Source organism: Sphingomonas sp. 8AM (assembly GCF_902506455.1).
In the GTDB taxonomy this organism is placed as follows: domain Bacteria; phylum Pseudomonadota; class Alphaproteobacteria; order Sphingomonadales; family Sphingomonadaceae; genus Sphingomonas.
The window spans coordinates 86,557-109,705 of sequence record NZ_LR733844.1; the positions used below are offsets into that span (position 1 = coordinate 86,557).

The window sequence follows — 23,149 nt, forward strand, 5'->3', positions numbered from 1 at the left end:
CGAAGCGACCTGCGTCAGGGGCAGCGTTGTGGACGTGATTCGCTAAAGTCAAATTAACCGCCCACGTCGGAGCGTCGCGCTGCGGTGGAGCGTTGATCTGGGACGGCGAACCGGAGGCGCCTGACATGCAGCGATTGCATCCCCGCGCCGCGCACCCGATGTAAGGCAGGTCATGGTGGCTTTCGACCGACCCCGCGTTACGGCCGTGCTGGGTCCGACCAACACCGGCAAGACCCATCTCGCGATCGAGCGGATGTGCGCGCATTCCAGTGGGATGATCGGCTTCCCGCTCCGACTCCTGGCGCGGGAGGTCTATGACCGCGTCGTCGCGATCAAGGGCGCCGATCGCGTCGCGCTGATCACCGGCGAGGAGCGGATCGTCCCGAAGGACGCGCGCTGGTTCCTGTGCACCGCCGAGAGCATGCCGTTGCAGCAGGACGTCGCCTTCGTCGCGCTCGACGAGGCGCAGCTCGGCAGCGATCGCGAGCGCGGGCACGTCTTCACCGATCGCATCCTGCGCGCGCGCGGTCGTGAGGAGACGATGATCCTCGGCTCCGAGTCGCTGCGTCCGGTGCTGCGCGCGCTGGTGCCGGGGATCGAGATCGTCGAGCGCCCGCGCTTCTCGACGCTCAGCTTCGCTGGCGCGAAGAAGCTGTCGCGGTTGCCGCGTCGCTCGGCGATCGTCGCCTTCTCCGCCGAGGAAGTCTATGCGACCGCCGAGATGCTGCGGCGGCTGCGCGGCGGCGCCGCGGTGGTGATGGGGGCGCTCTCCCCGCGCACCCGCAATGCGCAGGTCGCGATGTTCCAGAACGGCGAGGTCGATTATCTCGTCGCGACCGACGCGATCGGCATGGGGCTCAACCTCGACGTCGGGCATGTCGCCTTCGCCGGGCTCCACAAGTTCGACGGCCAGCAACGCCGCCGGCTGCGCGTATCGGAGATGGCGCAGATCGCCGGCCGCGCCGGGCGGCATCAGCGCGACGGCACGTTCGGCGCGCTGACCGAGGAAGGCCCCGACGCCTTCGAGCCCGAGGAAGTCGCCGCGATCGAGGGGCATCGCTTCCCGCGACTCGACTGGCTCTACTGGCGCAACGGCACCCCCGATCTGTCGAGCATCGACGCTTTGGTCGCCAGCCTGTCGGAGCGCCCCGACGACCTCGCCTTGCGCGCCGCCCCCGAGGCGCTCGATCTCAGGATCCTCAAGCGGCTCGCGGAGGAACCCGGCGTCCGCGACCGCGCGCGCGGCAATGTCGCGCGGCTATGGGCGGCGTGCGGCATCCCGGACTTTGCCAAGCTCGGGCTCGATCCGCACGCGCGCTTCGTCGGGCGCGTCTTCGGCTATCTCGCGCAAGGCTATATCCCGCACCAATGGTTCGCCGACGAGGTCGCGCGGCTCGACCGCACCGAGGGTGATGTCGAGACGATCGCCGGCCGCATCGCGGCGATCCGTAGCTGGGCCTATATCGCGCAGCGCCCCGACTGGCTCGCCGATCCGCAGACCTGGGCGGCGCGCACGCTCGAGATCGAGGCGCGGTTGTCCGACGCGCTCCACCTCAGCCTGACGCAGCGCTTCGTCGACAAGCGTACCACCGCGCTCGCCAGGAAGATCGGCGGCGGGGTCGGCGCGCTGCCGGTCGAGATCGACGCGCAGGGCGAGGTGACGATCGACACACACACGATCGGGCAGCTGGACGGCTTCCGCTTCGTCGTCGCCCCTGATGCGCGCGCGCACGACAAGCGCCTGCTGCTCGCCACCGCCGAGAAGCGGCTGGCGGGCGAGCGTCGCCGACGGGCGGAGGCACTGATCGCCAGCGACGATGCGCAGTTTGCGCTTGGCGAAGACGGAACGATCACGGTCGCCGGGCTTGACCATTTCTCGGGCAAACTCGCCCCACCCACACCGTTCGGGCTGAGCCTGTCGAAGGGCGGGCCACCGGACCCGTGCCTCGACCAGCTCGGCACGAACGGCTGTGAAGAGGCACCCTATGAAGGGAATGCCCTGGTCGTCGCCCGGCTGGCGCGCGGCACGTCGCTCGCGCGTCCGCAGGTCGTGCTGGACGAAGCACTCGACTGCCTTGATCCCCCGCTGCGTAATCGCGTGGTCGAGCGCCTGCGGCTCTGGACCGCTGCCACGATCGCCCGCGCGCTTCCGGCGCTCGCCGCTTTATCGGAGGCGACGCGCGCCGCCGAGGCTGGTCCCGCGCTGCGCAGCATTGCCGCAGCGATGGAGGCCGGCGCGGGCTTCGCGCAACGCCTGCCGCTACGCGAGGCGATCGAGGCGCTGGCGCCCGGCCAGCGGCAATGGCTGCGGCGGCAGCGGATCACGATCGGCGCGCTCGACCTGTTCGATCCACGATTGCTCAAGCCCGCCGCCCAGACGTGGCGGCGCGCACTGCTTGCTGCGCACGGCACACCGCCCCCGGCTGCCCCCCCGATGGGCGCGACGACCCTCCCGCGTGGTGCGCCGGGCGCAGTGCCGCTGATGGGCTATCGCGCGCTCGGCGGGCAGGCGGTGCGGATCGACCTTGTCGACCGCGTCGCGCGCGCCGCGCATGACGCCCGCGGCGCGAACGGCCGTACCCCCTTCGCGCCCGACCCGGCGCTGGCGGTGTCGATCGGGCTCGAACCCGCGACCGTTGCGCGATTGATGGCCGAACTCGGCTTCCGCCCGGTCACCGGGCCCGATGCGGCCCCGCATTACGTCTGGCGGGGCCGCGCGCGCGCCAGGGTTGCCGCGCCCGACCCGGCCAATGCCTTTGCCGCGCTCGCCGGATTGATGGGGCGATGACCACCGACGCGACGATGCGGCTCGACCGCTATCTTTGGTTCGCGCGGCTCGCCAAGACCCGCGACGTCGCGCAGGCGCTCGCCTGCGACGGGCACTTCCGTATCGACGGCCGCGCGGTCGACCGCGCGCACGCGCCGGTCCGCGTCGGCAACATCCTGACCTTCTTCCATGCCGGCCGCGTGCGCGTGCTGCGCGTCGAGGCGTTGCCGGCCCGCCGCGGCCCCGCCCCGGAAGCGCAGGGTTGTTATCAGGAACTGGCCCTGTCTGAGCCGGTTTCGTCACCAGAGCGTTGACGCGCGACACCGACGGCGCGAAAGCGGCGCGCGAGAAGTGAGGAATTAGCCGACCATGACCTATGTCGTCACCGACGCCTGCATCCGCTGCAAGTATATGGACTGCGTGGAAGTATGTCCGGTCGACTGCTTCTATGAGGGCGAGAACATGCTCGTCATCAACCCGTCGGAGTGTATCGACTGCGGCGTGTGCGAGCCCGAATGCCCGGCCGAGGCGATCCTTCCCGACACCGAAAGCGGGCTGGAGCAATGGCTTGAGCTGAACAACACCTTCTCGGCGCAATGGCCCAACGTCACGCGCAAGCTCGACCAGACCCCGGCTGACGCCGACGAGCACAAGGGCGCCGAGGGCAAGTACGACAAATTCTTCTCGCCCGAGCCCGGCAAGGGCGACTGACGCGGATGCGGCTGTCGCGCCGCGCGCTGCTGGCCGGCGGTGCCGCGGCGCTGGTGCCGCTGCCCGCGCTCGCGCGAGACGCCAGCTACCCGCCGCCCGATCGTGAGGCGATGATCGCGGTCCCCGGCGGTCGCGTCTACGTCCGCATCAACGGTGACCTGAATGGCCCACGCCCGCCGCTGGTCCTGATCCACGGTGGCCCTGGTGGCACCCACACCGGGATGCTCGACGCGCTCGCACTCGCCGACGAACGCGCAGTGATCCTCTACGACCAGCTCGACAGCGGCCGGTCGGACTGGCCGCAGGATCCCGGCAACTGGCGCGTGCCGCGCTTCGTCGACGAACTGGAGGCGATCCGTCGCGGGCTCGCCGTCCCGCATTGGCACGTCTGTGGCATCAGCTGGGGCGGAACGATCGCACTCGAATATGCCGCGCGGCGGCCGGCTGAACTGGTCAGCACCGTCCTCGGCGGCCCGTTGATCGCCACCAAAGCCTGGCTCGCCGACGCCGACGCGCTGCGCGCCGCACTCCCCGTCGCGGCACGCGACACGCTGCTCGCGTGCGAAGGTGTCTCGCCGCCCGCATCTGCTGCCTGTGATTCGGCGACCGACGTCTTCTACCGCCACTATAACCGCCGCGAGGACGCACCCTCCGCGCTGCGTGCGGCGGCACGCGCACCGGGCAATCGCGGGTCGAATCAACGGCTCTACGAGACGATGTGGGGCAAGAGCGAGTTCGTCTCGACCGGCACGTTGCGCGATTACGACGGCACCCCGCTGCTCGCGAAGCTGGACGGTGCGCGCACGCTGTTCATGGTGGGCCAGTATGACGAGGCGCGCCCGGTTACCGCGCTCGGCTTTGCGGCGCGCTTGCCGGGCGGGGCGGAGATGGCGGTGATCCCCGGCGCTGCGCATGGGACGCTCAGCGACCGTCCCGCCGAGACGGTCGGCATCCTGCGCGCGTGGCTGGCACGTCACGACACGCATCCGTTGTAAGAAAGTTCCGGCCCGTCAGCGTCGCTGCCCTAAACAGGCTGGAAATTTTATTGCGGTTGGGTTATATACGTCCGGCACGGGCGCTTCCTTAGCGTCCGCCGGAGACGTCCAACCTTTTTGCCCCGGTCCGACCAGCAACGCGGCGCTTGCGCCACGGTCGGGTCCGTTGGGGCCACAACATTGGAAAGGCCACCTATGGCTGCCAAGGCTCTGCATTTCGATGTCGGCGATTATGTCGTTTACCCCAAGCACGGCGTCGGGCGCGTCATCGAGTTGCAGAAACAGGAAATCGCCGGAATGCAGCTCGAGCTGTACGTCCTGCGATTCGAGAAGGAGCGCATGACGCTCCGCGTCCCCACCAACAAGGCCGAGTCGGTCGGCATGCGCAAGCTGTCGTCGGACAAGACGATGCGCGAGGCGATGGAGACGCTCAAGGGCAAGCCCAAGGTGAAGCGCACCATGTGGTCGCGCCGTGCGCAGGAATATGAGGCGAAGATCAATTCGGGCGACCTCGCGTCGATCGCCGAGGTGGTCCGCGACCTGTTCCGCGCCGACGACCAGCCCGAGCAGAGCTATTCCGAACGGCAGATCTTCGAGGGCGCGTGCAGCCGCCTCGCGCGCGAACTCGCCGCGATGGAGCAGATCGACGAGCCGGCCGCGCAGGAGAAGATCCTCGACATCCTCCGCAAGGCCGCGGCGATCTACAACAAGGACAAGGTGCCCGCCTGACGCGGCATCCCCCCTGTTGCGTGCAGAAGGGGCGGCCGGCGACGGTCGCCTCTTTTCGTTTGTGCACCCCCAGGTTGTGTATTATTGAAGCAACACACAACGGGAAACGGACGATGCGGTCGATGATGCTCGCGGCGCTGCTGCCACTGGTCGCATGCGGCAACAATGGCAACATCGAGGGCGCGGAGGTACCGGCGCACGGGTCCGGCGCCACGCGGACCTATGACGTGCGCGACTTCACCGCCATCAGGCTGGCGGGCAGCGACGATGTCGACGTCCGCGTCGGCGGCAACTTCTCGGTGCGCGCCGAGGGTGACCCGCAAATCCTCGCAAAGCTGACGATCTCGCGCGACGGTGATCGGCTGATCGTGTCGCGCCGCTGGAGCGGCGCGCGCGGCAACGCCCGCGTCTACGTCACGCTCCCGGCGCTGACCGCCGCCGCGCTCGACGGTTCGGGCGATCTTACCGTCGATCAGGTCCGCGGCAGCCGCTTCGATGCCAAGCTCGCGGGATCGGGCAACCTGCGGGTCGTGCAGGTCGCCACCGAGTCGCTCGGCCTCTCGCTTGCCGGATCGGGCAACATCGCCGCCGCCGGACAAACCGGCCAGCTCTCGCTCAATCTCGCCGGCTCTGGCAACGTCGAGGCTGGCGCACTGGTCGCGCGCGAAGCGGCGATCAAGTCGGCTGGCTCGGGCAATATCCGCGCAACCGTGCGCGGGCCGGCATCCGTCGCGCTCGTCGGCTCGGGCGATGTCGATCTCGGCAGCGGCGCGCGCTGCACCGTGCGCAAGGTGGGCTCGGGCTCGGTGCGGTGCGGGGGCTGATCGCGCTCGCCACGTTGTTCGCATCGCCGGCGCACGCCGCCGAGCGGCGCTGGCCGGTGGGCAGCATCGAACGGCTCCGCATCGAAGCCCCCGTCACGGTCCACGTGGTGACCGGCGGTGGCAACGGCGTCCGCGGCACCGCTGCGGATCGCGCAACACTTGATGCGCTGGAATTGCGTGTCGATGGCAACACGCTGACGATCCGCGCGCCACGCGGCACAGCGAAGAACGCCGATCTCGTCGTCGCCACGCCGCGCCTTGACACAATTGCGCTCTTTTCAGCCACGACGGTGCGCATCGACGTGCTGCGCGGCGCGCGGGTGACCGTCTCGACGGCCGGGACGGGCAGCATCTTGATCGGGCGGGTCGATGCCGAGCGCTTCGACGCCACGCTTGTCGGGGAGGGAACCATCACGGCAGCCGGCCGGGCCACCGAGACGCGGCTCGCCGGCAACGGCCCCGGCATTATCGACGCCGCAGCGCTCGCATCCGAGCGCACCATGGTTCAGGCGGCCGGCGACCTGATCGTCCGCGCCGCCGCGCGCAGCGTTGCGCAGATTTCCGCCGGACCGGACGCGCAGGTTACGATCGCCGGTCGCCCGCAATGCACGATCCGCGCGGCACGACCGACCAACATCCGCTGCTAGCATGGTCGGTGCCGACCCCGCCTTGGTCAGAAATCGACCGCGATCCCTTTCAGCTCCCAATCGCCGAACCGCACCGGATCGCGGCCGAGCGGATCCTCCTGCGGCCGTTTGATTGGTTCTGGGTCGGGCACCGGCGTGTTGGGGCTGAGGTGCGCGGGCGGCTTTACATGGTCGGGGCGCTTGCCCATCGCGACGGTCCTTCCGATTGATCCGGCGTGCGCTCCGGCACATATGCAGCGCCATGACCGCCTTCAACCCGAGCCGCTTGCAGCAGATTGCGCGTGGCTGACGCCCGCCCGCCCGCTCACGCAAATCATCCGAATAGGCTCGACCCACACCTGCCGACCTCCGCACGGCCAGCACCTTGAATCAGACTTCCAGCGCCGTGTGAATCCCCGATCGACTCCGCTCAGATGACTCAGACTCTAGTACGCCGACAGCGTGAACCGGTCCACGTCCAGCCAACCGCCATTGCCGGCGGCATTGTAGCAGGACAGCGCGAACTGGACTCCCTGAAACGTGCCCGTCTGCCAGTCGAACGCCAGCGGCACCGTTCCCCCGACCGGCGTGAAGCGGCGGCCGTCCTCGCTGTAGGACAGCGTGGCGGTTTTTGCGGGAAAGTCCATGTCGGCGCGCAGCCACAGACGGGTGCCACGAAAGCGCTGCGCCGGCACGCGGACGTCGACGTCAGGACCGTCCTTGCGATCCTCCGTCACGCGCATTGTCAGCGTGTTCGTCCCGCCGCGTACCGACAGTTGCGCGCTGAACTTGCCAAGCGTGCCGAACCCGCAGACATCGCCGCGTTTCAACCGGCGCGTGTCGATCAGCATCTCGCCGCGCGCGCGTGGGGCCTGACCTTTCTGGACGAGCGTGTTGCGCGCCCACCACAACTGATCGCCGGGCGCGGCGTGGAGCCGGAGCCAGCCGGGGCGCTCCGCGAGCGACCAGAGATGGTCGAGCGGATTGTGGTTCCACTGCCATTGCCGGCCAAGCGTGCGCGCGGCGAAATCGTCGCTGGAGGGCGGTTCGGCGAACGGCTGCCCGGCGATCGGCTTGCGCGCTATGTCGGGCACGCGACCGGGGGCATCGGGCGTGCCCCAGACCGGCCAGTCGTCCCGCCAGAACACCGGGCTGATGTTCGTGACGCGGCCGATCGGCCCTGAATCGCGCATCACGAACCCGTACCAGCCGCCGCCGGGCAGATCGACCAGCGCGCCCTGGTGGCCGCCGGTCGTGTCGTCGATCTGGGCGCGCGTCTCCCACGGACCATCGAGCGTGCGCGCGCGCGAAACGGTCAGCGCCAATTTGCCGGGGATAGCGTTGAACAGATAATAATAGCCGCGGCGCTTGATAAGCTTCGAGCCCTCCGCGCCCTTGTTGTAATAGATGACGCGCGAAGCGGTGATCCGCGTCAAATCGTGATCGAGCGTGTGAAGCGTGATTGTCCCGTCGCTGCCGATCGACGTCGCGAGATAGACCGCACCGTCATCGTCGAAGAACAGCGCCGGGTCGAAGGCGGCGCGGTCGAGCGTCACATGGGTCCACGGTCCCTTCGGATCGCGTGCGCGGTAGATCCGCGTGTGCTGCCCGACCGGCGTGACCGCGACATAGAAGACGCCGTCGCGATAGCGCAGGCTGGGGGCGTAGATGCCGTGCCGGTACGACCCGCCATCCGTCATGTCGAACTTCGGTGACCCGTCCAGTCGGGGCAGGAGGTGCGACACGATGTCCCAGTTCACCAGATCGCGCGAATGCAGCAGCGTCAGTCCCGGCGCGTTCGCAAAGGTGGTGCTCGCGAAGTAGAAATCCGCGCCGACGCGGATGATGTCGGGGTCGGGATAATCGGCGTTGAGCAGAGGATTGGCATAGCGGCCGTCGCCACGATCGCTCCGCCACACCTGCGCGCCGACGTTGGCAGGCACGGCAAGCGCCAGCGCACTCGCAAAAGTGATGCATCGCAGCAACAGCGGTGTGCTCGCCAACATTCTCCATCCCTCCGGAACTTGTCTGATAGTATACCGCAAACGACTGTTTCAGCGCTGCGGATGAAATGCTGCCGCACACATGAAAGGGTGTGTGGCCAATTGGTCACAGCTAAGATGAACTTTGATATAAACCGGGATTGCATCCCCTTGTTACGACCATCCCCAGATTGACAGTGCAGGGCACCCTGATAGCGATAACGGCAATCATGTCACAAACATGAACAAGGCGGCGCGTCGCCGTCACGGAGGAGGGGATGATGAAGGGAAGTCATGTCATGGGCGCGCTCGCGCGTTCGTCGTCGGTCTGGGCGCTGGCGGTTGCTGCCGCCGTGCCGGGCATCGCGGTCGCGCAGACCAGTGGCCAGAGCACGACCGAAAGCCCGACCAATGCGCAGCCGGCTGACGGCACGGCGGTCGGTCAGGACCCCGCGCCGGGTGCGGACGACATCGTCGTCACCGGCGTGCGCGCCAGCCTTGATCGCGCCATCGCGATCAAGCGCGATTCGCCGGGCGTCGTCGACGCGATCAGCGCGGAGGACATCGGCAAGTTCCCCGACACCAACCTCGCCGAATCGTTGCAGCGCATCACCGGCGTGTCGATCAACCGCGTGAACGGCGAAGGGTCGCAGGTCTCGGTGCGCGGCTTCTCGGGCGGGTTCAACCTCGTCACGATCAACGGTCGTCAGCTGCCCGCCACCAACATCGACACCAGCGGCGGCAATCTGTTCGCGCGCGGCGCAGGCCGGTCGTTCGACTTCCAGAACATCGCCTCGGAAGGCGTCAGCGGGCTTGAGGTCTACAAGACCGGCCGCGCTTCGGTGCCGACCGGCGGTATCGGTGCGACGATCAACATCAACACCCGCAAGCCGCTCGACTCGCGCGAGACCGGCGTTACCGGCTCGATCGGCGCGAAGGCGCTGTACGACACCTCGGTCGAAAAGTCCGAGGACACCAAGCATCGCGTGACCCCGGAAGTCTCCGGGCTGCTGAACTATCGCAACGAAGAGGGTACGTTCGGCGCGGCGGTGTTCGGCAGCTATCAGCTCCGTTACTCGGCGTCGGCGCAGTCGAACCCGAACTACTGGAACGTCGTCCCGACCGCCGACTTCTTCAACCCGGGTACCTTCATCAACTCGACGACCGTCATCGACGGTACGCGCCCGACCGCGCCGTATGTGCTGGTGCCCAACGACAGCCGGTACCAGTTCTCGGAGAACCGCCGCGAGCGGATCAACTTCCAGGGCGTGCTGCAATTCCGTCCGACCGACCGGCTGGAATTCACGGTCGACAGCCTGTTCGCGCAGAACCGTCTGCGTGAATCGCGCAGCGAGCAGACGAACTGGTTCAACCGCCCGTTCAGCGAAGTCCGCTTCGATGACAATCCGAACATGGCGACCGCGATCTTCCTGCGCGATTACCTGCCGAACGGGCCGAAGGACGAAGGGTTCGAGCAGCAGCAGGCCGCGACCAAGGCACGGCTGGGCTCGGTCGGCCTGAACGCCAAGTGGGAGTTCGCCGATAACCTGACGCTGACCGTCGATGGCCATCATTCGGTCTCGACCTCGTCGCCGGACAACCCCAACGGCACCACCGCGACCACCGTCGCGCTTGGCGCGCCGGTGATCCAGGGTCACTCGCTCGACTTCAGCACCGGCTTCCCGCAGCAGGCGCAGGTCATCAACGATTGCTATCGCGCGAGCGCGACGGCGACGCCGACCGGCAATTGCAACGGCGTGCTCGACATCGGCGATCTGGGCTCTGCTCCGGCGCGCACGATCATCTCGCGCCAGACGCAGCGCATCGATCAGTTGCAGGCACGTCTCGGCTGGGATCTGGGCGGCGGCAGCCGCTTCGACGTCGGCGGGTCGTACACCGACTCGAAGATGCACTCGACGCAGACCCAGACGCAGCAGACGCTGGGCGACTGGGGTCTGCAGAACCCGGGCATCATCCAGCAGCTCGCGCCCGAGCTGGTCAGCCAATATTGCCTGACCTGCAAGTTCGACCACTTCAACCCGGCATCCGAGGGCGCGTCGCTGATCGCGTTCCGCGGCAATGCGATCGACCTCTATAACGTGCTGAGCCCCTATTACTCGCAGCGCGGTGCGCCGCCGGCACCTTCGGCCCCGGCCGATGATACCGTGCAGGAGAAGATCTGGTCGGTGTTCGGCCAGTTCACCTGGAACGGCGAAGTCGCGGGCAAGCCCGCCAACCTCGTCATCGGTGCGCGCTACGAGCAGACCCGTGTCGTCTCTGACGCAGTGCAGACGTATAACAACATCGTCTGGACCGCCGACAACGACTTCCGCGGCGACGCCAGCGGCGCGTTCACCGCGATCCGCCAGCGCGGCAGCTACGAGAACCTGCTGCCGTCGGTCGATTTCAGCATCGAACCGATCACCAACGTAAAGGCACGCGTGTCGTTCAGCCGTACGCTGGCGCGACCGGATTACGGCAACCTGTTCGCGACCGCCTCGGCAGGCGCTCCGGGTCGCCCGACTGCGCTGGGTGGCATCCCGACCGGCAGCACCGGCAACGCCAACCTGCTCCCGCTGCTGTCGGATAACTTCGACGTGTCGCTGGAGTGGTATTACAAGCCGTCCAGCTTCGTCTCGATCGGTTTCTTCGACAAGCGCGTCGCCAACTTCCTCGGCACCGGCATCGTCAACCAGAACCTGTTCGGGTTGCGCGATCCCAGCTCGGGGGCTGCAGGCTCGCGATCGGGCACCGCGGCGGCCTATCTGCGTGGCGCCGGGCGTGACCTCAGCGACGTGAACCTGTTCAGCTACACCGCGCTGCTGGTCCAGAACAACGGCAACCAGGCCGCCGCGACGTCGCAGTTCGAGGCGAATTATGTCACCAACCCGAACGGTGGCGGCGCGCTGAACCAGGCCTTCGTCAACAGCCTGCTGGCCGCGGTGGACATCCCCGCCGATGCCAACGATCCGCTGTTCAACTTCTCTGTCTCGCAGCCGATCAATAACCGCGAAGGCAAGATCAACGGCTTCGAGCTGGCGTGGACGAACTTCTTCGGCAACACCGGCTTCGGTTTTGCAGGCTCGTTCACGAAGGTGAACGGCGATGTGAACGTCGATCCCTATGCGGACCCGACGGTGAACATCTTCGCGCTGACCGGCCTCGGCAATAGCGCCAACGCGACGGCGATCTACGACAAGAACGGCATCTCGGCACGTGTCGCGTACAACTGGCGCGACAAGTACCTTGTTGCGACCAACCAGGGGGGCAACCGCAACCCGTTGTTCGTCGCACCGTTCGGCACGCTGGACGTCAACATCAGCTATGACGTCAGCGACAAGATCGCGCTGACGCTGGAAGGGATCAACCTGACCAGCGAGAGCGTGAAGACCTATGGCCGTACCAAGCGCAATCTGGTGCTGGCCCAGGAGCTGAAGCCGCGCTTCCTGCTGGGCGCGCGCTACCGCTTCTGATCGGTCGCGGACGTACGAAATGTGGAGGGCCATCGCTTGCGGTGGCCCTTTGCGTTTGGGACAATGACGGAATGACGTTCACGACTCTCGATAATGTCGATCATGCCGAGCTGCGCGTCGCGGTGCGCGCCGGGGCGGCGTTCGGCGATCACGCCAATCTGCTGCCGATCTTCCCGATCGAGTTCGAGGAGGCGCAGCGCGAATTGCCGATCGTGTTCCGGCGCGGCGAGGATGGCGGCATCCGTGCCTATGTCCTGCTGGGGCTCGACCGCGGCGAGAATTTGTTTCTCGACGGAGATCGCTGGACCACGCGCTTCGTGCCGGCGATCCAGCGGCGGGGGCCGTTCGCGTTGACGCGCGGCGACGATGGCGAAACGGTGGTGCAGATCGACCCGGACGATCCGCGCGTCGGCGCGGCGGACGGCCTGCCGCTGTTCCGCGACCACGGCGGCGACGCACCGTATCTGGAGCATGTCCGCGCCGCGCTGGACCTGCTGGCGGCGGGTGCGCAGAGCGAACGCGCGATCCACGCTGACTTCGAAACGGCGGGATTGCTCCGCGGCGTGACGCTGCGGATCGATCTGGGCGACGCTGGCGGCTATGAGCTGACCGACCTGCTGACGATCGATCAGGCGGCGCTCGCCGGGCTGTCGGGAGCGACGCTGGAGCGGCTGCACGCCAATGGCTTGCTGCGGGCGGCGACGATGGCGGCGGCGTCGCTCGGTAATATGGAGCGGCTGATCGAACTCAAGACGCTCAGGGAGGCGGCGTGACCGCAGCGATCACCGACCCGCGCGTGCGCGAGATCGCCGCCGATGATCCGGCGGCGCAGGATCTGGCAGCGCTGGTCGCGGCGGGCGTGCCGGTGGTGGTGCGCGGACTGGCTGCCGACTGGCGGCTGGTTGCGGCCGGGCGGGAGGGGCCGGCGGAGGCAGTCGCCTATCTGCGGCGTTTCTACAACGGGCAGCCGGGGGTGGGATACACCGCTGACGCCGCGCATGGCGGCCGCTATTTCTACGACGAGACGCTGACGCGGCTTGATTTCGCCGCCGAGCGCGTCGCGCTCGACGATTACATGGCGCGAATGCTGGCGACGCTGGCCGCGGACGATGCACCGTCCTTCTATATCGGCTCGACCGATCTCGAGCGGTTCTTCCCCGGACTGGTCACCGAAAACCCGCTTGCGCGCGCCGAATTTGCACGCGTGCTGCGCAGCATCTGGATCGGCACGCGGACGACCGCGCAGGCGCATTACGACATGTCGAACAACATCGCGGTCTGCGCAGTCGGGCGGCGGCGATTCACCTTGTTCCCGCCTGCGCAGGTCGCGAACCTCTACCCCGGTCCGCTGGAGCCGACGCCGGGGGGGCAGGTCGTGTCACTGGTAAACTTCCGCGCGGCCGATCTCGGCCGCTTTCCCGGCTTTGCCGAGGCACGCGCGGTAGCGCAGGTCGCCGAGCTGGAGCCTGGCGATGCGGTCGTCTACCCGGCGCTGTGGTGGCATCATGTCGAGGCGCTCGCGCCGTTCAACGTGCTGGTGAACTATTGGTGGAACGATGCCGCTGCCTTCATGGACACGCCGATGAACACCTTGCTTCACGGGATGCTCAGCCTGCGCGACCGGCCGGCGTCGGAGAAGCAGGCGTGGCGCGCGCTGTTCGACTATTACGTGTTCGGCGATGCCAGCCGCCCGGCGGCGCATCTGCCTGCGGCGGCGCAGGGCGCGCTCGCTCCATTGGACGACGCCCGCGCGCGGCGGTTGCGCGGTGACTTGTTGAGGAAGCTGAACCGATGACGGGTGTGCGGCGGGTAGTGATCGCGGGCGGCGGCACCGCCGGGTGGCTGGCGGCGGCGATGCTGACCAAGCAACTCGGTGCGATGGTCGCGGTGACGCTGGTCGAATCGGAGGAGATCGGGACGGTCGGGGTCGGCGAATCGACGATCCCGACGGTGCGCGCCTTCCACCAGTTGATCGGGGTCGACGAGCGCGATTTCGTTCGCGCGACCGGCGCGAGCTTCAAGCTGGGAATTTCGTTCGAGGGCTGGTCGCGCCCGGACGAACGCTATTTCCATTCGTTCGGGTCGATCGGGCAGTCGACATGGATGGCCGACTTCCATCATTTCTGGCTGGAGGCGCGCGCGCAGGGAGGCGCGGAGGAAATCGGCCGCTATTGCGTGGAGCACGAGGCCGCGCGCGCCGAGAAGTTCGCTGGCGGTGCCGAAGCCGGGCTCAACTACGCCTATCACTTCGACGCTGCGCGCTACGCCCGCTATCTGCGCGAGCGCTGCGAAGCCGACGGGCTGACGCGCGTCGAGGGCAAGATCGCGCGCGTCGAGCGCGACGGCGAGAGCGGCGATATCGCGGCGCTGGTCATGGAGGACGGCACACGCATTGCCGGTGACCTGTTCCTCGACTGCACCGGCTTTCGCGCGCTGCTGCTCGGCGAGACGCTTGGGGTCGGCTATGAGGACTGGGCGGAGTGGCTGCCGACCAACCGCGCGCTTGCGGTGCAGACCACCGCGACCGGGCCCGCCGTGCCCTATACCCGCGCGATCGCGCATGATGCGGGGTGGCAATGGCGCATCCCGCTCCAGCACCGGCTCGGCAACGGAATCGTCTATGCCAGCGACTATCTGAGCGACGACGAGGCGCGGGCGCGCTTGCTGGGAAGCGTGACCGGCGAGACGCTGATCGAGCCGCGCCTGATCCGTTTCCGCACCGGACGACGGGTCAAGGCGTGGGAGCGCAATTGCGTTGGGCTGAGCCTGGCGGGCGGGTTCGTCGAGCCGCTCGAATCGACCAGCATTCACCTCATCATGATCGCGCTGACCCGGCTGTTGCAGCTCTTCCCGTTCGATGGCGTGAGCGAAGCGGCGGCGGCGCGCTTCAACGACATGGCGCGGCGCGAGATCGAGGGCGTGCGCGACTTCATCATCCTGCACTACACGCTCAACCAACGCGACGAGCCCTTCTGGCAGCGGATGCGCGACATGCCGCTGCCCGACTCGCTGGCGACGCGGATCGCGCTGTTCCGCGAGGGCGCGCAGGCGTTTCAGGCGAGCGACGAGCTGTTCACGATCACGTCGTGGGTGCAGGTGATGCTCGGGCAGAAGCTGACGCCGCGCGCGCACAATCGCGTCGCGCGGATGATGCCGGAGGGGCGGTTGCAGCAGACGTTGGGGCAGATGGCGGCCAACGTCGCGGGCGCGGTGCGCGGCTTGCCGACGCATCAGGCGTATCTGGATCGGGTTTAACCGATCACGTCATTGCGAGCGTAGCGAAGCAATCCAGGGCGTCCTGGTCCGGCTCTGGATTGCTTCGTAACGCTAGCAATGACGAGTGGTTAGCGCGGCCGCGTCCACAGCCGCGGGTCGCGCGGTGTGTCGGGCAGCGACTGGCGCCGCGCTGCCTTGAGCCCCGCGCGCGCGATCCACGCGAGCTTCGCGCCCTTTGATGTCGTGACGCGGTGATCCCACGCCTGCGGCCCGCGCGCCGCAACTCCGCGCGCGATGTCGCCGTAAATCCCCGCCGCCGCCAGCACCGCCCACGCCGAGCGAAACGACAGCGCCCTGGTGCCGATCGCTGCGCTGTCCTCATGCAGTTGTGCGCGCGTCGCCAGCCGTTTGGCGAGCACCGCCAGCCGCTCGCGATACGGCGGCTTGATAAATTCGCCGGGCGGCATGTCCGTTTCGACCAGCCAGTCGACCGGCAGATAGCAGCGGTCGACGCGCGCATCCTCGGCGACATCCCGCGCGATATTGGCGAGCTGGAATGCCAGCCCGAGATCGCAGGCGCGATCGAGCGTCGCGTCATCGTCGGGCGACACCCCCATCACCACCGCCATCAGCAAGCCGACCGCGCCCGCGACATGGTAGCAATAACGGTAGAGGTCGTCCTCGCTGCGCGGGCGCCAGTCATCAGCGTCGAGCTGGAAGCCGTCGATCACGTCATGGACGAAGCGACGCGGCAGCCCGGTCTCGCGCGCGACGACGCCGAGTGCGTCGAACGCCGGATCGCCGGTCGCCTCACCATCGAGCGCGGCGTCGCTGAGCGCGCGCACCCGCGCCACTCGCGCGCGGGCGTCGGTGACGATCGTGCGGTCATGGCCATGATCCTGCCCGTCGACCAGATCGTCGCAGGCGCGGCACCAGGCGTAGAGCAGCCACGCGCGCTCGCGGACGACCGGCGCGAACAGTTTCGAGGCAGCGGCAAAGCTCTTCGAGCCGCGCGCGATCGACAGCCGCGCGGTTTCGACCAGCGCCGCGCGCGTGTCGGTCACAGGTCGGAGGCGGCCATGCGCACGATCGGCTGCGTCGGGACGTGCGCCGCCATGCGGTCGAGCAGCCCGCCCAGCGTCTCGTCGACGATCAACAGGTCGCGATGCTGCGCGCGCAGGAAGCCGACCTCGCCCATCTTCTCCCAGAAGGCGACGATCGCGTCATAATAGCCGCCGGCGTTGAGCAGCCCGACCGGATCGGCGTGATAGCCGAGCTGCGCCCAGCTCAGCGCCTCCCACAATTCGTCCATCGTCCCGGTGCCGCCGGGCAGCGTCACGAAGCCGTCGGCGAGATCGGTGAACATCTGCTTGCGCTGGTGCATACCCGTCACGACGTGCAGTTCGGTCAGGCCGCGATGCGCGACCTCGGCATCGACCAGCGCCTGCGGGATCACGCCGATTACCTCGCCGCCCGCCGCCAGCGCGGCATCGGCGATCGCGCCCATCAACCCGAGCCGCCCGCCGCCATAGACGACGCCGATCCCGCGTGTCGCGAGCGTGTGCCCGACCTCGCGCGCGAGATCGAGGTAGAAGGGGTCCGAGGGTGTGGCGGAGCCGCAATAGATGGCGAGGCGCTTCATGTGCCTCGCGCTACGGGATCGAGGCGAGCGGGGCAACCGGGGTTGGCAGGGCGTGCCCCACCGGGGCAGAGTGATGCGCGCGGAAGGATCGGGGTTGGCGTTCGGGGGGGCGGATGAGCTGCGGCGGCGAACGGGCGGGATTGATCCTGCGCACCATTTACGCGCTGTGCCTGCTTGGGGCGACGTACAACCATTGGGCGATCATCGTCCGCCACGGGCTGCTCTGGGACTATGACGGCCTGCCCGTGGTGAGCGCGGTCTTCTGGACGTCGCTGGCGTTCCTCGATCCGGCGGCGGTGGTGTTGCTGTTCCTCCGCCCGCGCGTCGGTGTGGCGGCCACGATCGCGATCATTGTCGTCGACGTCGTCCACAATCTCTGGATTCTGGCGCATTGTTATCCGCCGCTGTCGCGCACCCTGCTCGAAACGCCGGGCGTCATCGCGCAGATCGTCTTCATGGTGTTCGTGCTGGGCTCCGCGCGCATCGCGTGCCGGTCACGCTGACGCCATCGGCGGGACGCTCCAGTCGATCGTGCCGCGGCCGTGTGCGGCGAGGAAGGCGTTGGCCTTGCTGAAATGACCCGAGCCGAACCAGCCTTTATAGGCCGATAGCGGCGAAGGATGTGGGGCGGTGAGGATCAGGTGGCGGTCGTCCCCGGATGCGGTGACGAGCGGTGCCTTGGCCTGCGCGTGGCTGCCCCAGAGCATGAAGACCGTCGGTGCTTCCTGTTCGGCGACGGCACGGATGATCGCATCGGTCAGTTGCTCCCAGCCACGCCCGCGATGCGCAGCGGCGCTTCCCTCGGCGACGGTCAGCACGGTGTTGAGCAGCAGGACGCCCTGCCGAGCCCAATGTTCGAGGAAGCCGTGCGTCGGTCGGGCGATGCCGCAGTCGCTGGCCAGTTCGCGATAGATGTTGGCGAGACTGGGGGGCGGCTTCACGCCCGGGCGGACCGAGAAGCACAGGCCATGCGCCTGCCCCGCGCCGTGATAGGGGTCTTGCCCGAGGATCACCACGCGAACGTCGGGCAAGGCGGTAAGTTCGAGCGCGCGGAACCGCTCGGCGGCTGGCGGGAAGATCACCGTCCCGGCCTGTTCCTCGGCGGCGAGAAAGCGGGTGAGTGCGGCCATCGACTCGCTGGTGAGTGGCGCGGCGAGCGCGTCGCGCCAGCTCGGGTCGATTGTCGGGGCGTCCATGCGCGTCAACCGTCGCGGCGGTGTTCGAGCAGCCACGGACGCGGGCGCCCGGTCGGCTTCGGCGTGCCGTCGAGCCGGATTGAGCGCGTCACCACTACCGGGCGCAGCATCAGCGTGCCGTTCATCTGCTGGCCGGTCGGCTCGGCCAGGATGCGCTTGACGGTCTTCTGCCCGGCGACGACGCGCCCGAAGGCGGCATAGCCGGGGTCGCGCGGACTCCAGTCCATGTACGCCGCCGGGCCGACGGTGATGAAGAAATTGCCGTTCGCCGACCCCGGCGGCCCCTTGCGCGCCATCGAGATCGTCATGTCGAGGTGGCGGATGCCGGTCTTCTTCGTCGATTCGTGCGGGATCATGTCGAGGAAGCGCCGCGCGTCGGTGCGGATGCCCGACTGGATGAAGCCGGTGCCGGGCAGCTTCTTGCTGCGCGCGGTGCGGTAGAAGCTGACCCCATCGAAGCGGCCGTCGTCGACGTAGCGCAGGAAATTGGCGGTGGTGAGCGGCGCGTGGCGCTGATCGAGCGCGAGCACGATCGGGCCGTCGGCGGTCTCCAGTCGCACGCGCACCCAGCCCGGCGTGGCGCGGTCGGCACGCTGTGCCGCGGCGGGCGCGGCGGCGGAGAAAAGGGCGAGCAGCAGGAGAAGGCGACGCATTGCGCGGATGTACGGAGGTGCGGGCGCGTCCGCAACGCCGTCAGAGGCCGAGCCAGACCAGCGGGGCAGGGAGTGCGGTCGCGGCATAATCGACCTGCAGCACGCGGAGGCGGCGATTGCCCTGCGCGATGGCGGAGGCGTGGAGGATCGGCGTGGCGTAGCTCCAGACATCCCCTGCGCTGGCGAGGCACGCGACGGTGCCGCAGTGTGTGAGGGTGTCGGCGATTGCGTCCTCCGCGATGCGGCCGAAGCGGTGCGAGCCGGGGGCGATCAGCAAGGGCGCGTTGTCGACGGGCGTGTCGTCGAGATGGAGGCGCAGCGTCACCATCGCCTCGGTGATCGCGAACGGTGGTTCGACGTGCTGGATGCCCTGCTTGGTCGACCACGGACCATAGCCGGGGACGTCGGCGCGGGCCTGGACGGCGATCGTGCGTTCCTGATGCCAGCCGAGCGACCAGTTCATGGCGGTGGTCTTGTCGAACAGGATCGGGCGGACCGGCTGCGCCGCGCGGCCGAGGTGGTGCGCGGCGATGGCGTGGATCGCGCCTGCGGCCAGGAGTGCGGGCAGCGAGGGGTGTCCGTGGGGGCGCAGACCGGCGCGCTCCTGCGGGAGATCGACGGCGAGTTGGTGGAGCGTGGGGAACAGCGATGTCGCGGCGGCGGGGTGGTGCGCGGCGCCGCCCCGGGCCAATTCGAGGGTCGCCGTCATAGGGGCAAGCGTAGTGGGCGGCCCGCGTATTTGCGAGCGCGCGAGAGGCGCGGACGGGCATCACACCCGACCGTCATCCCGGACTTGATCCGGGATCCCGCTTCTTTGCGCGGCCTGCGAGGGAGCGGGGCCCCGGATCAAGTCCGGGGCGACGAACAAGGGATGAGCTCACAGAACATCTTGCGGCCACGACGCGGGAGTAAAACCCGCGTCGTCGAACAGCGCTGTGGCGCCGCCGGCCGTGTCGGCGGCTGGCACGTCGCTTCGCGCGTGCCACCGGCGGGCATACGCCCGCCTTCCGCCTTACAGTTTCTCCGTCAGCTCGGGCACGATCTTGAACAGATCACCCACCAGTCCGAGGTCCGCGACCTGGAAGATCGGCGCGTCCTCGTCCTTGTTGATCGCGATGATCGTCTTCGAATCCTTCATGCCGGCGAGATGCTGGATCGCGCCCGAGATGCCGACCGCGACATAGACTTCCGGCGCGACGATCTTGCCGGTCTGGCCGACCTGATAATCGTTCGGCACATAGCCCGCGTCGACCGCGGCGCGGCTCGCGCCGACGCCCGCGCCGAGCTTGTCGGCGAGCGGCTCGATCAACTCGTGGAACTTCTCGCCCGACCCGAGCGCGCGGCCACCCGAGACGATCACCTTCGCGCTGGTCAGCTCGGGACGTGTCGAGGCCGCGATCTCCTGATTGACGAAGGTCGACAGGCCCTTGTCGCCGGTCGCGGCGACCGCCTCGATTGTGCCCGTGCCACCCTCGGCGCCGGCCTTCTCGAAGGCGGTGCCGCGGACGGTGAGCACCTTCTTGGCATCCGACGTCTTGACGGTGGCGATCGCGTTGCCGGCGTAGATCGGACGCGTGAACGTGTCCTCGCCCTCGACCGACAGGATGTCGCTGATCTGCATGACGTCGAGTAGCGCGGCGACGCGCGGCGCAACCGCCTTGCCGGTGGTGGTGGCAGGCACGACGAACGCGTCATGGTGCCCCATCAATTCGACGACCAGCGGCGCGATATTCTCGGCCAGCTGGTGCGCATAGGCCGCGTCGTCGGCGACATGGACCTTGCCGGCTCCCGCGATCTTCGCCGCCGCCTCGGCGACCGCGCCGACACCTTGGCCGGCGACGAGCAGGTGCACCTCACCGAGCTTCGCCGCGGCGGTGACCGCGGAGAGCGTGGCGTCCTTGACGGTCGATCCGTCGTGTTCGACCCAAACCAGAGTCTTCATGATCTACCTCTCCGGGGACTTGCCCCGCTTGATCCGTTCGCCCCGAGCCTGTCGAAGGGCGTGTCCCGGAACCCGTGCTTCGACAGGCTCAGCACGCACGGCGGGAGATGCCTCCCGCCCTGGATTACTTCGCGATGCCCATCGACTTGAGCCGGTTCACCAGCTCGTCGACATCGGCGACCTTGACGCCGGCCATGCGCTTGGCCGGTTCGGCGACGCTGACGACGGTCAGGCGGGGCGTCACGTCGACGCCGAAATCGGCCGTGGTCCTGGTCGCGAGCGGCTTCGACTTGGCCTTCATGATGTTGGGCAGCGAGGCGTAGCGCGGCTCGTTGAGGCGCAGGTCGGTGGTGACGATCGCGGGCAGCTTGAACGTATCCGTCTCCAGCCCGCCATCGACCTCGCGGGTGACGGTGACGCTGTCGGCAGCCAGCTCGACCTTGGACGCGAACGTGCCCTGACCCCAGCCGAGCAGCCCGGCGAGCATCTGGCCGGTCTGGTTGTTGTCGTCGTCGATCGCCTGCTTGCCGAGGATCACGAGCTGCGGCTGTTCCTCTTCAACGATCTTGGCGAGCAGCTTGGCGACGCCCAGCGGCTCGACCTTCGTCTCCGAGGTGACGAGGATCGCGCGGTCGGCGCCCATCGCCAGCGCGGTGCGCAGCGTGTCCTGCGCCTTCGGCTCGCCGATCGAGACGACCACGATCTCGGTGACCGCGCCCTTTTCCTTCAGGCGGATCGCTTCCTCAACCGCGATTTCGTCGAAGGGATTCATGCTCATCTTGACGTTCGCGAGATCGACGCCCGAGCCGTCCGCCTTCACGCGGGGCTTCACGTTATAGTCAAGCACGCGCTTGACCGGCACCAACACCTTCATTGCGCTAACCCTCCTCAATCTGTCCGGGCTGCTACCTGACGTTTACGTAAACATCAAGTGAGCGGCCGGATGCCGCCGGGTCGCGCACGGCCGGCATCCTCTGTTGTAAAGCGATAAAGCCTCAGGCCGCCGAGATGTCCATCGCGATATGCGGGACAAGCAAAGGGCGGGAACGGCATGCCGATCCCGCCCCTGCGAGTCTTCGAAGCGTCCCGCGGTGGCCGCGGCGCGCGTCAGGCGACCTTCTTGACCTCGGCGACGATCTTCTGCGCGGCATCGCCCAGATCGTTGGCGGGGACGATCGCGAGGCCCGAGCCGGCGAGGATTTCCTTGCCCTTCTCAACGTTGGTGCCCTCGAGGCGCACGACCAGCGGCACCGACAGGTTCACTTCCTTCGCCGCGGCGACGATGCCCTCGGCGATGATGTCGCACTTCATGATCCCGCCGAAGATGTTGACGAGAATGCCCTTCACCGCCGGATCAGCGAGGATGATCTTGAACGCCGCGGTGACCTTCTCCTTGTTCGCGCCGCCGCCGACGTCGAGGAAGTTGGCCGGGAACATGCCGTTCAGCTTGATGATGTCCATCGTCGCCATCGCCAGCCCGGCGCCGTTGACCATGCAGCCGATGTCGCCGTCCAGCTTGATATAGGCGAGGTCGTACTTCGACGCTTCCAGCTCGGCAGCATCCTCTTCGGTCTCGTCGCGCAGCTCGGCGAGGTCCTTGTGGCGGAACATCGCATTGCCGTCGAAGCCGACCTTTGCGTCGAGCACCATCAGCTTGCCGTCCTCGGTAACGGCCAGCGGGTTGATCTCGATCTGCTCGGCATCGGTGCCGAGGAAGGCGTCGTACAGCTTCGCCGCGACATTCGCCGCCTGCTTGGCCAGATCGCCGCTCAGTTCGAGCGCGCCCGCGACGGCACGGCCGTGGTGCGGCTGGAAGCCGGTCGCCGGATCGACGTCGATCGAGTAGATCTTCTCGGGCGTGTCATGCGCGACGGTCTCGATGTCCATGCCGCCCTCGGTGGAGACGACGAACGAGATGCGGCCGGTGGCGCGATTGACGAGCAAAGCGAGGTAGAATTCCTTCGCGATGTCGACGCCATCGGTGACGTACAGGCGATTGACCTGCTTGCCGGCCTCGCCGGTCTGGATCGTCACCAGCGTGTTGCCGAGCATCTCGGTCGCGGCGTGGCGCACCTCGTCCTCGGTCTTGGCGAGGCGGACACCGCCCTTGCTACCCTCGGGAAGCTCCTTGAACTTGCCCTTGCCGCGGCCGCCGGCGTGGATCTGCGCCTTGACGACGTACAGCGGCCCCGGCAGCTTCTTCGAAACCTCGACCGCCTCATCCACGCTCATCGCGGCATAGCCGGCGGGCACGGGCACGCCGAATTTCGCGAGCAGTTCCTTGGCCTGATATTCGTGGATGTTCACGGGGGCTCTCCCAGGTGCAGCGATAAAATCCCGGCAGCCTAAAGCACAGGGGCGCGCGCAAATCCACCCTTTATCGCCTCGCAGTT

The 23,149-nt window shown here is 67.9% G+C and carries 22 protein-coding genes; 12 read left to right on the forward strand and 10 right to left on the reverse strand.

All coding sequences use genetic code 11. The annotated features are described in order from the left end of the window. Positions 1 to 172 precede the first annotated feature (172 nt). The 7 genes from BACI71_RS00470 to BACI71_RS00500 all read left to right on the forward strand — a co-directional run bounded on the left by BACI71_RS00470 (position 173) and on the right by BACI71_RS00500 (position 6,673). Positions 173 to 2,788 carry a helicase-related protein gene (locus BACI71_RS00470; RefSeq protein ID WP_159753573.1) on the forward strand — a complete coding sequence of 872 codons (2,616 nt, stop codon included), beginning with the start codon at positions 173 to 175 and terminating at the stop codon, positions 2,786 to 2,788. Beyond that, the gene (locus BACI71_RS00475) at positions 2,785 to 3,081 is read left to right on the forward strand and encodes an RNA-binding S4 domain-containing protein (protein WP_236552749.1); all 297 of its coding nucleotides are present in this window, start codon (positions 2,785 to 2,787) and stop codon (positions 3,079 to 3,081) included. Before BACI71_RS00470 ends, BACI71_RS00475 begins: the two co-directional genes overlap by 4 nt. Positions 3,082 to 3,136: 55 nt before the next feature. Beyond that, positions 3,137 to 3,478, forward strand: coding sequence for a ferredoxin FdxA (gene fdxA, locus BACI71_RS00480; protein WP_159753576.1), 342 nt, complete (start codon positions 3,137 to 3,139; stop codon positions 3,476 to 3,478). Between the two features lie 5 nt (positions 3,479 to 3,483). Beyond that, the gene (locus tag BACI71_RS00485; protein WP_159753578.1) at positions 3,484 to 4,473 is read left to right on the forward strand and encodes a proline iminopeptidase-family hydrolase; all 990 of its coding nucleotides are present in this window, start codon (positions 3,484 to 3,486) and stop codon (positions 4,471 to 4,473) included. Between the two features lie 195 nt (positions 4,474 to 4,668). Next, the gene (locus tag BACI71_RS00490) at positions 4,669 to 5,202 is read left to right on the forward strand and encodes a CarD family transcriptional regulator (RefSeq protein ID WP_022684772.1); all 534 of its coding nucleotides are present in this window, start codon (positions 4,669 to 4,671) and stop codon (positions 5,200 to 5,202) included. 113 nt (positions 5,203 to 5,315) lie between these two features. Next, complete coding sequence (locus tag BACI71_RS00495; RefSeq protein ID WP_159753580.1) at positions 5,316 to 6,026, forward strand: head GIN domain-containing protein; 711 nt, start codon at positions 5,316 to 5,318, stop codon at positions 6,024 to 6,026. Then, positions 6,014 to 6,673 (forward strand): GIN domain-containing protein, encoded by a 660-nt coding sequence (locus tag BACI71_RS00500; RefSeq protein ID WP_159753582.1) that lies wholly within the window; start codon positions 6,014 to 6,016, stop codon positions 6,671 to 6,673. The genes BACI71_RS00495 and BACI71_RS00500 overlap by 13 nt, the downstream gene beginning before the upstream one ends. A gap of 26 nt (positions 6,674 to 6,699) precedes the next feature. On the opposite strand, the gene BACI71_RS00505 is transcribed toward BACI71_RS00500, so the two are convergent. Beyond that, positions 6,700 to 6,861 carry a DUF1674 domain-containing protein gene (locus BACI71_RS00505; RefSeq protein ID WP_159753584.1) on the reverse strand — a complete coding sequence of 54 codons (162 nt, stop codon included), beginning with the start codon at positions 6,859 to 6,861 and terminating at the stop codon, positions 6,700 to 6,702. A 237-nt stretch (positions 6,862 to 7,098) separates the two neighbouring features. After that, a complete protein-coding gene (locus tag BACI71_RS00510) occupies positions 7,099 to 8,658 on the reverse strand; it encodes a glycoside hydrolase family 43 protein (protein ID WP_201297265.1) in 1,560 nt (519 codons plus the stop codon). A 257-nt stretch (positions 8,659 to 8,915) separates the two neighbouring features. Here BACI71_RS00510 and BACI71_RS00515 point away from each other — a divergent pair, with 257 nt between their 5' ends. From BACI71_RS00515 to BACI71_RS00530, 4 genes are all read left to right on the forward strand, one after another. After that, a complete protein-coding gene (locus tag BACI71_RS00515; RefSeq protein WP_159760698.1) occupies positions 8,916 to 12,107 on the forward strand; it encodes a TonB-dependent receptor in 3,192 nt (1,063 codons plus the stop codon). Between the two features lie 71 nt (positions 12,108 to 12,178). Beyond that, on the forward strand, positions 12,179 to 12,880 hold the full coding sequence (locus BACI71_RS00520; protein WP_159753586.1) for a SapC family protein: 702 nt from the start codon (positions 12,179 to 12,181) through the stop codon (positions 12,878 to 12,880). Then, a complete protein-coding gene (locus BACI71_RS00525) occupies positions 12,877 to 13,902 on the forward strand; it encodes a cupin-like domain-containing protein (protein ID WP_236552750.1) in 1,026 nt (341 codons plus the stop codon). The genes BACI71_RS00520 and BACI71_RS00525 overlap by 4 nt, the downstream gene beginning before the upstream one ends. Continuing rightward, positions 13,899 to 15,362, forward strand: a complete 1,464-nt coding sequence (locus BACI71_RS00530; protein ID WP_159753588.1) for a tryptophan halogenase family protein — start codon at positions 13,899 to 13,901, stop codon at positions 15,360 to 15,362. Before BACI71_RS00525 ends, BACI71_RS00530 begins: the two co-directional genes overlap by 4 nt. Before the next feature lie 89 nt (positions 15,363 to 15,451). On the opposite strand, the gene BACI71_RS00535 is transcribed toward BACI71_RS00530, so the two are convergent. Beyond that, positions 15,452 to 16,387 (reverse strand): phytoene/squalene synthase family protein, encoded by a 936-nt coding sequence (locus tag BACI71_RS00535; protein WP_159753590.1) that lies wholly within the window; start codon positions 16,385 to 16,387, stop codon positions 15,452 to 15,454. Beyond that, positions 16,384 to 16,965 (reverse strand): TIGR00730 family Rossman fold protein, encoded by a 582-nt coding sequence (locus BACI71_RS00540; RefSeq protein WP_159753592.1) that lies wholly within the window; start codon positions 16,963 to 16,965, stop codon positions 16,384 to 16,386. The genes BACI71_RS00535 and BACI71_RS00540 overlap by 4 nt, the downstream gene beginning before the upstream one ends. 140 nt (positions 16,966 to 17,105) lie before the next feature. On the opposite strand from BACI71_RS00540, the gene BACI71_RS00545 reads away from it, so the two are divergent. Then, positions 17,106 to 17,468: a hypothetical protein gene (locus BACI71_RS00545; protein WP_201297266.1), complete on the forward strand. Its 363-nt coding sequence runs from the start codon at positions 17,106 to 17,108 to the stop codon at positions 17,466 to 17,468. On the opposite strand, the gene ung is transcribed toward BACI71_RS00545, so the two are convergent. From ung to sucC, 6 genes are all read right to left on the reverse strand, one after another. Beyond that, entirely contained in the window at positions 17,460 to 18,161 is a 702-nt protein-coding gene (gene ung / locus BACI71_RS00550; RefSeq protein ID WP_159753598.1) for a uracil-DNA glycosylase, read from the reverse strand. The genes BACI71_RS00545 and ung overlap by 9 nt on opposite strands. 5 nt (positions 18,162 to 18,166) lie before the next feature. After that, positions 18,167 to 18,814 (reverse strand): peptidylprolyl isomerase, encoded by a 648-nt coding sequence (locus BACI71_RS00555; protein ID WP_159753600.1) that lies wholly within the window; start codon positions 18,812 to 18,814, stop codon positions 18,167 to 18,169. Positions 18,815 to 18,854: 40 nt separating this feature from the next. After that, entirely contained in the window at positions 18,855 to 19,523 is a 669-nt protein-coding gene (locus tag BACI71_RS00560; protein WP_159753602.1) for a phytanoyl-CoA dioxygenase family protein, read from the reverse strand. A 303-nt stretch (positions 19,524 to 19,826) separates the two neighbouring features. Next, a complete protein-coding gene (locus BACI71_RS00565; RefSeq protein WP_159753605.1) occupies positions 19,827 to 20,756 on the reverse strand; it encodes an electron transfer flavoprotein subunit alpha/FixB family protein in 930 nt (309 codons plus the stop codon). Between the two features lie 124 nt (positions 20,757 to 20,880). Beyond that, complete coding sequence (locus BACI71_RS00570; RefSeq protein WP_159753608.1) at positions 20,881 to 21,630, reverse strand: electron transfer flavoprotein subunit beta/FixA family protein; 750 nt, start codon at positions 21,628 to 21,630, stop codon at positions 20,881 to 20,883. A 233-nt stretch (positions 21,631 to 21,863) separates the two neighbouring features. Next, positions 21,864 to 23,063, reverse strand: coding sequence for an ADP-forming succinate--CoA ligase subunit beta (gene sucC, locus BACI71_RS00575; RefSeq protein ID WP_159753611.1), 1,200 nt, complete (start codon positions 23,061 to 23,063; stop codon positions 21,864 to 21,866). Positions 23,064 to 23,149 lie beyond the last annotated feature (86 nt).

Coding starts and splice junctions, on each gene's coding strand:
- BACI71_RS00470 (WP_159753573.1), top strand. CDS start 173: ATGGTGGCTTTCGACCGACCCCGCGTTACGGCCGTGCTGGGTCCGACC.
- BACI71_RS00475 (WP_236552749.1), top strand. CDS start 2,785: ATGACCACCGACGCGACGATGCGGCTCGACCGCTATCTTTGGTTCGCG.
- fdxA (WP_159753576.1), top strand. CDS start 3,137: ATGACCTATGTCGTCACCGACGCCTGCATCCGCTGCAAGTATATGGAC.
- BACI71_RS00485 (WP_159753578.1), top strand. CDS start 3,484: ATGCGGCTGTCGCGCCGCGCGCTGCTGGCCGGCGGTGCCGCGGCGCTG.
- BACI71_RS00490 (WP_022684772.1), top strand. CDS start 4,669: ATGGCTGCCAAGGCTCTGCATTTCGATGTCGGCGATTATGTCGTTTAC.
- BACI71_RS00495 (WP_159753580.1), top strand. CDS start 5,316: ATGCGGTCGATGATGCTCGCGGCGCTGCTGCCACTGGTCGCATGCGGC.
- BACI71_RS00505 (WP_159753584.1), bottom strand. CDS start 6,861: ATGGGCAAGCGCCCCGACCATGTAAAGCCGCCCGCGCACCTCAGCCCC.
- BACI71_RS00510 (WP_201297265.1), bottom strand. CDS start 8,658: ATGTTGGCGAGCACACCGCTGTTGCTGCGATGCATCACTTTTGCGAGT.
- BACI71_RS00515 (WP_159760698.1), top strand. CDS start 8,916: ATGAAGGGAAGTCATGTCATGGGCGCGCTCGCGCGTTCGTCGTCGGTC.
- BACI71_RS00520 (WP_159753586.1), top strand. CDS start 12,179: ATGACGTTCACGACTCTCGATAATGTCGATCATGCCGAGCTGCGCGTC.
- BACI71_RS00530 (WP_159753588.1), top strand. CDS start 13,899: ATGACGGGTGTGCGGCGGGTAGTGATCGCGGGCGGCGGCACCGCCGGG.
- BACI71_RS00540 (WP_159753592.1), bottom strand. CDS start 16,965: ATGAAGCGCCTCGCCATCTATTGCGGCTCCGCCACACCCTCGGACCCC.
- ung (WP_159753598.1), bottom strand. CDS start 18,161: ATGGACGCCCCGACAATCGACCCGAGCTGGCGCGACGCGCTCGCCGCG.
- BACI71_RS00555 (WP_159753600.1), bottom strand. CDS start 18,814: ATGCGTCGCCTTCTCCTGCTGCTCGCCCTTTTCTCCGCCGCCGCGCCC.
- BACI71_RS00560 (WP_159753602.1), bottom strand. CDS start 19,523: ATGACGGCGACCCTCGAATTGGCCCGGGGCGGCGCCGCGCACCACCCC.
- BACI71_RS00565 (WP_159753605.1), bottom strand. CDS start 20,756: ATGAAGACTCTGGTTTGGGTCGAACACGACGGATCGACCGTCAAGGAC.
- BACI71_RS00570 (WP_159753608.1), bottom strand. CDS start 21,630: ATGAAGGTGTTGGTGCCGGTCAAGCGCGTGCTTGACTATAACGTGAAG.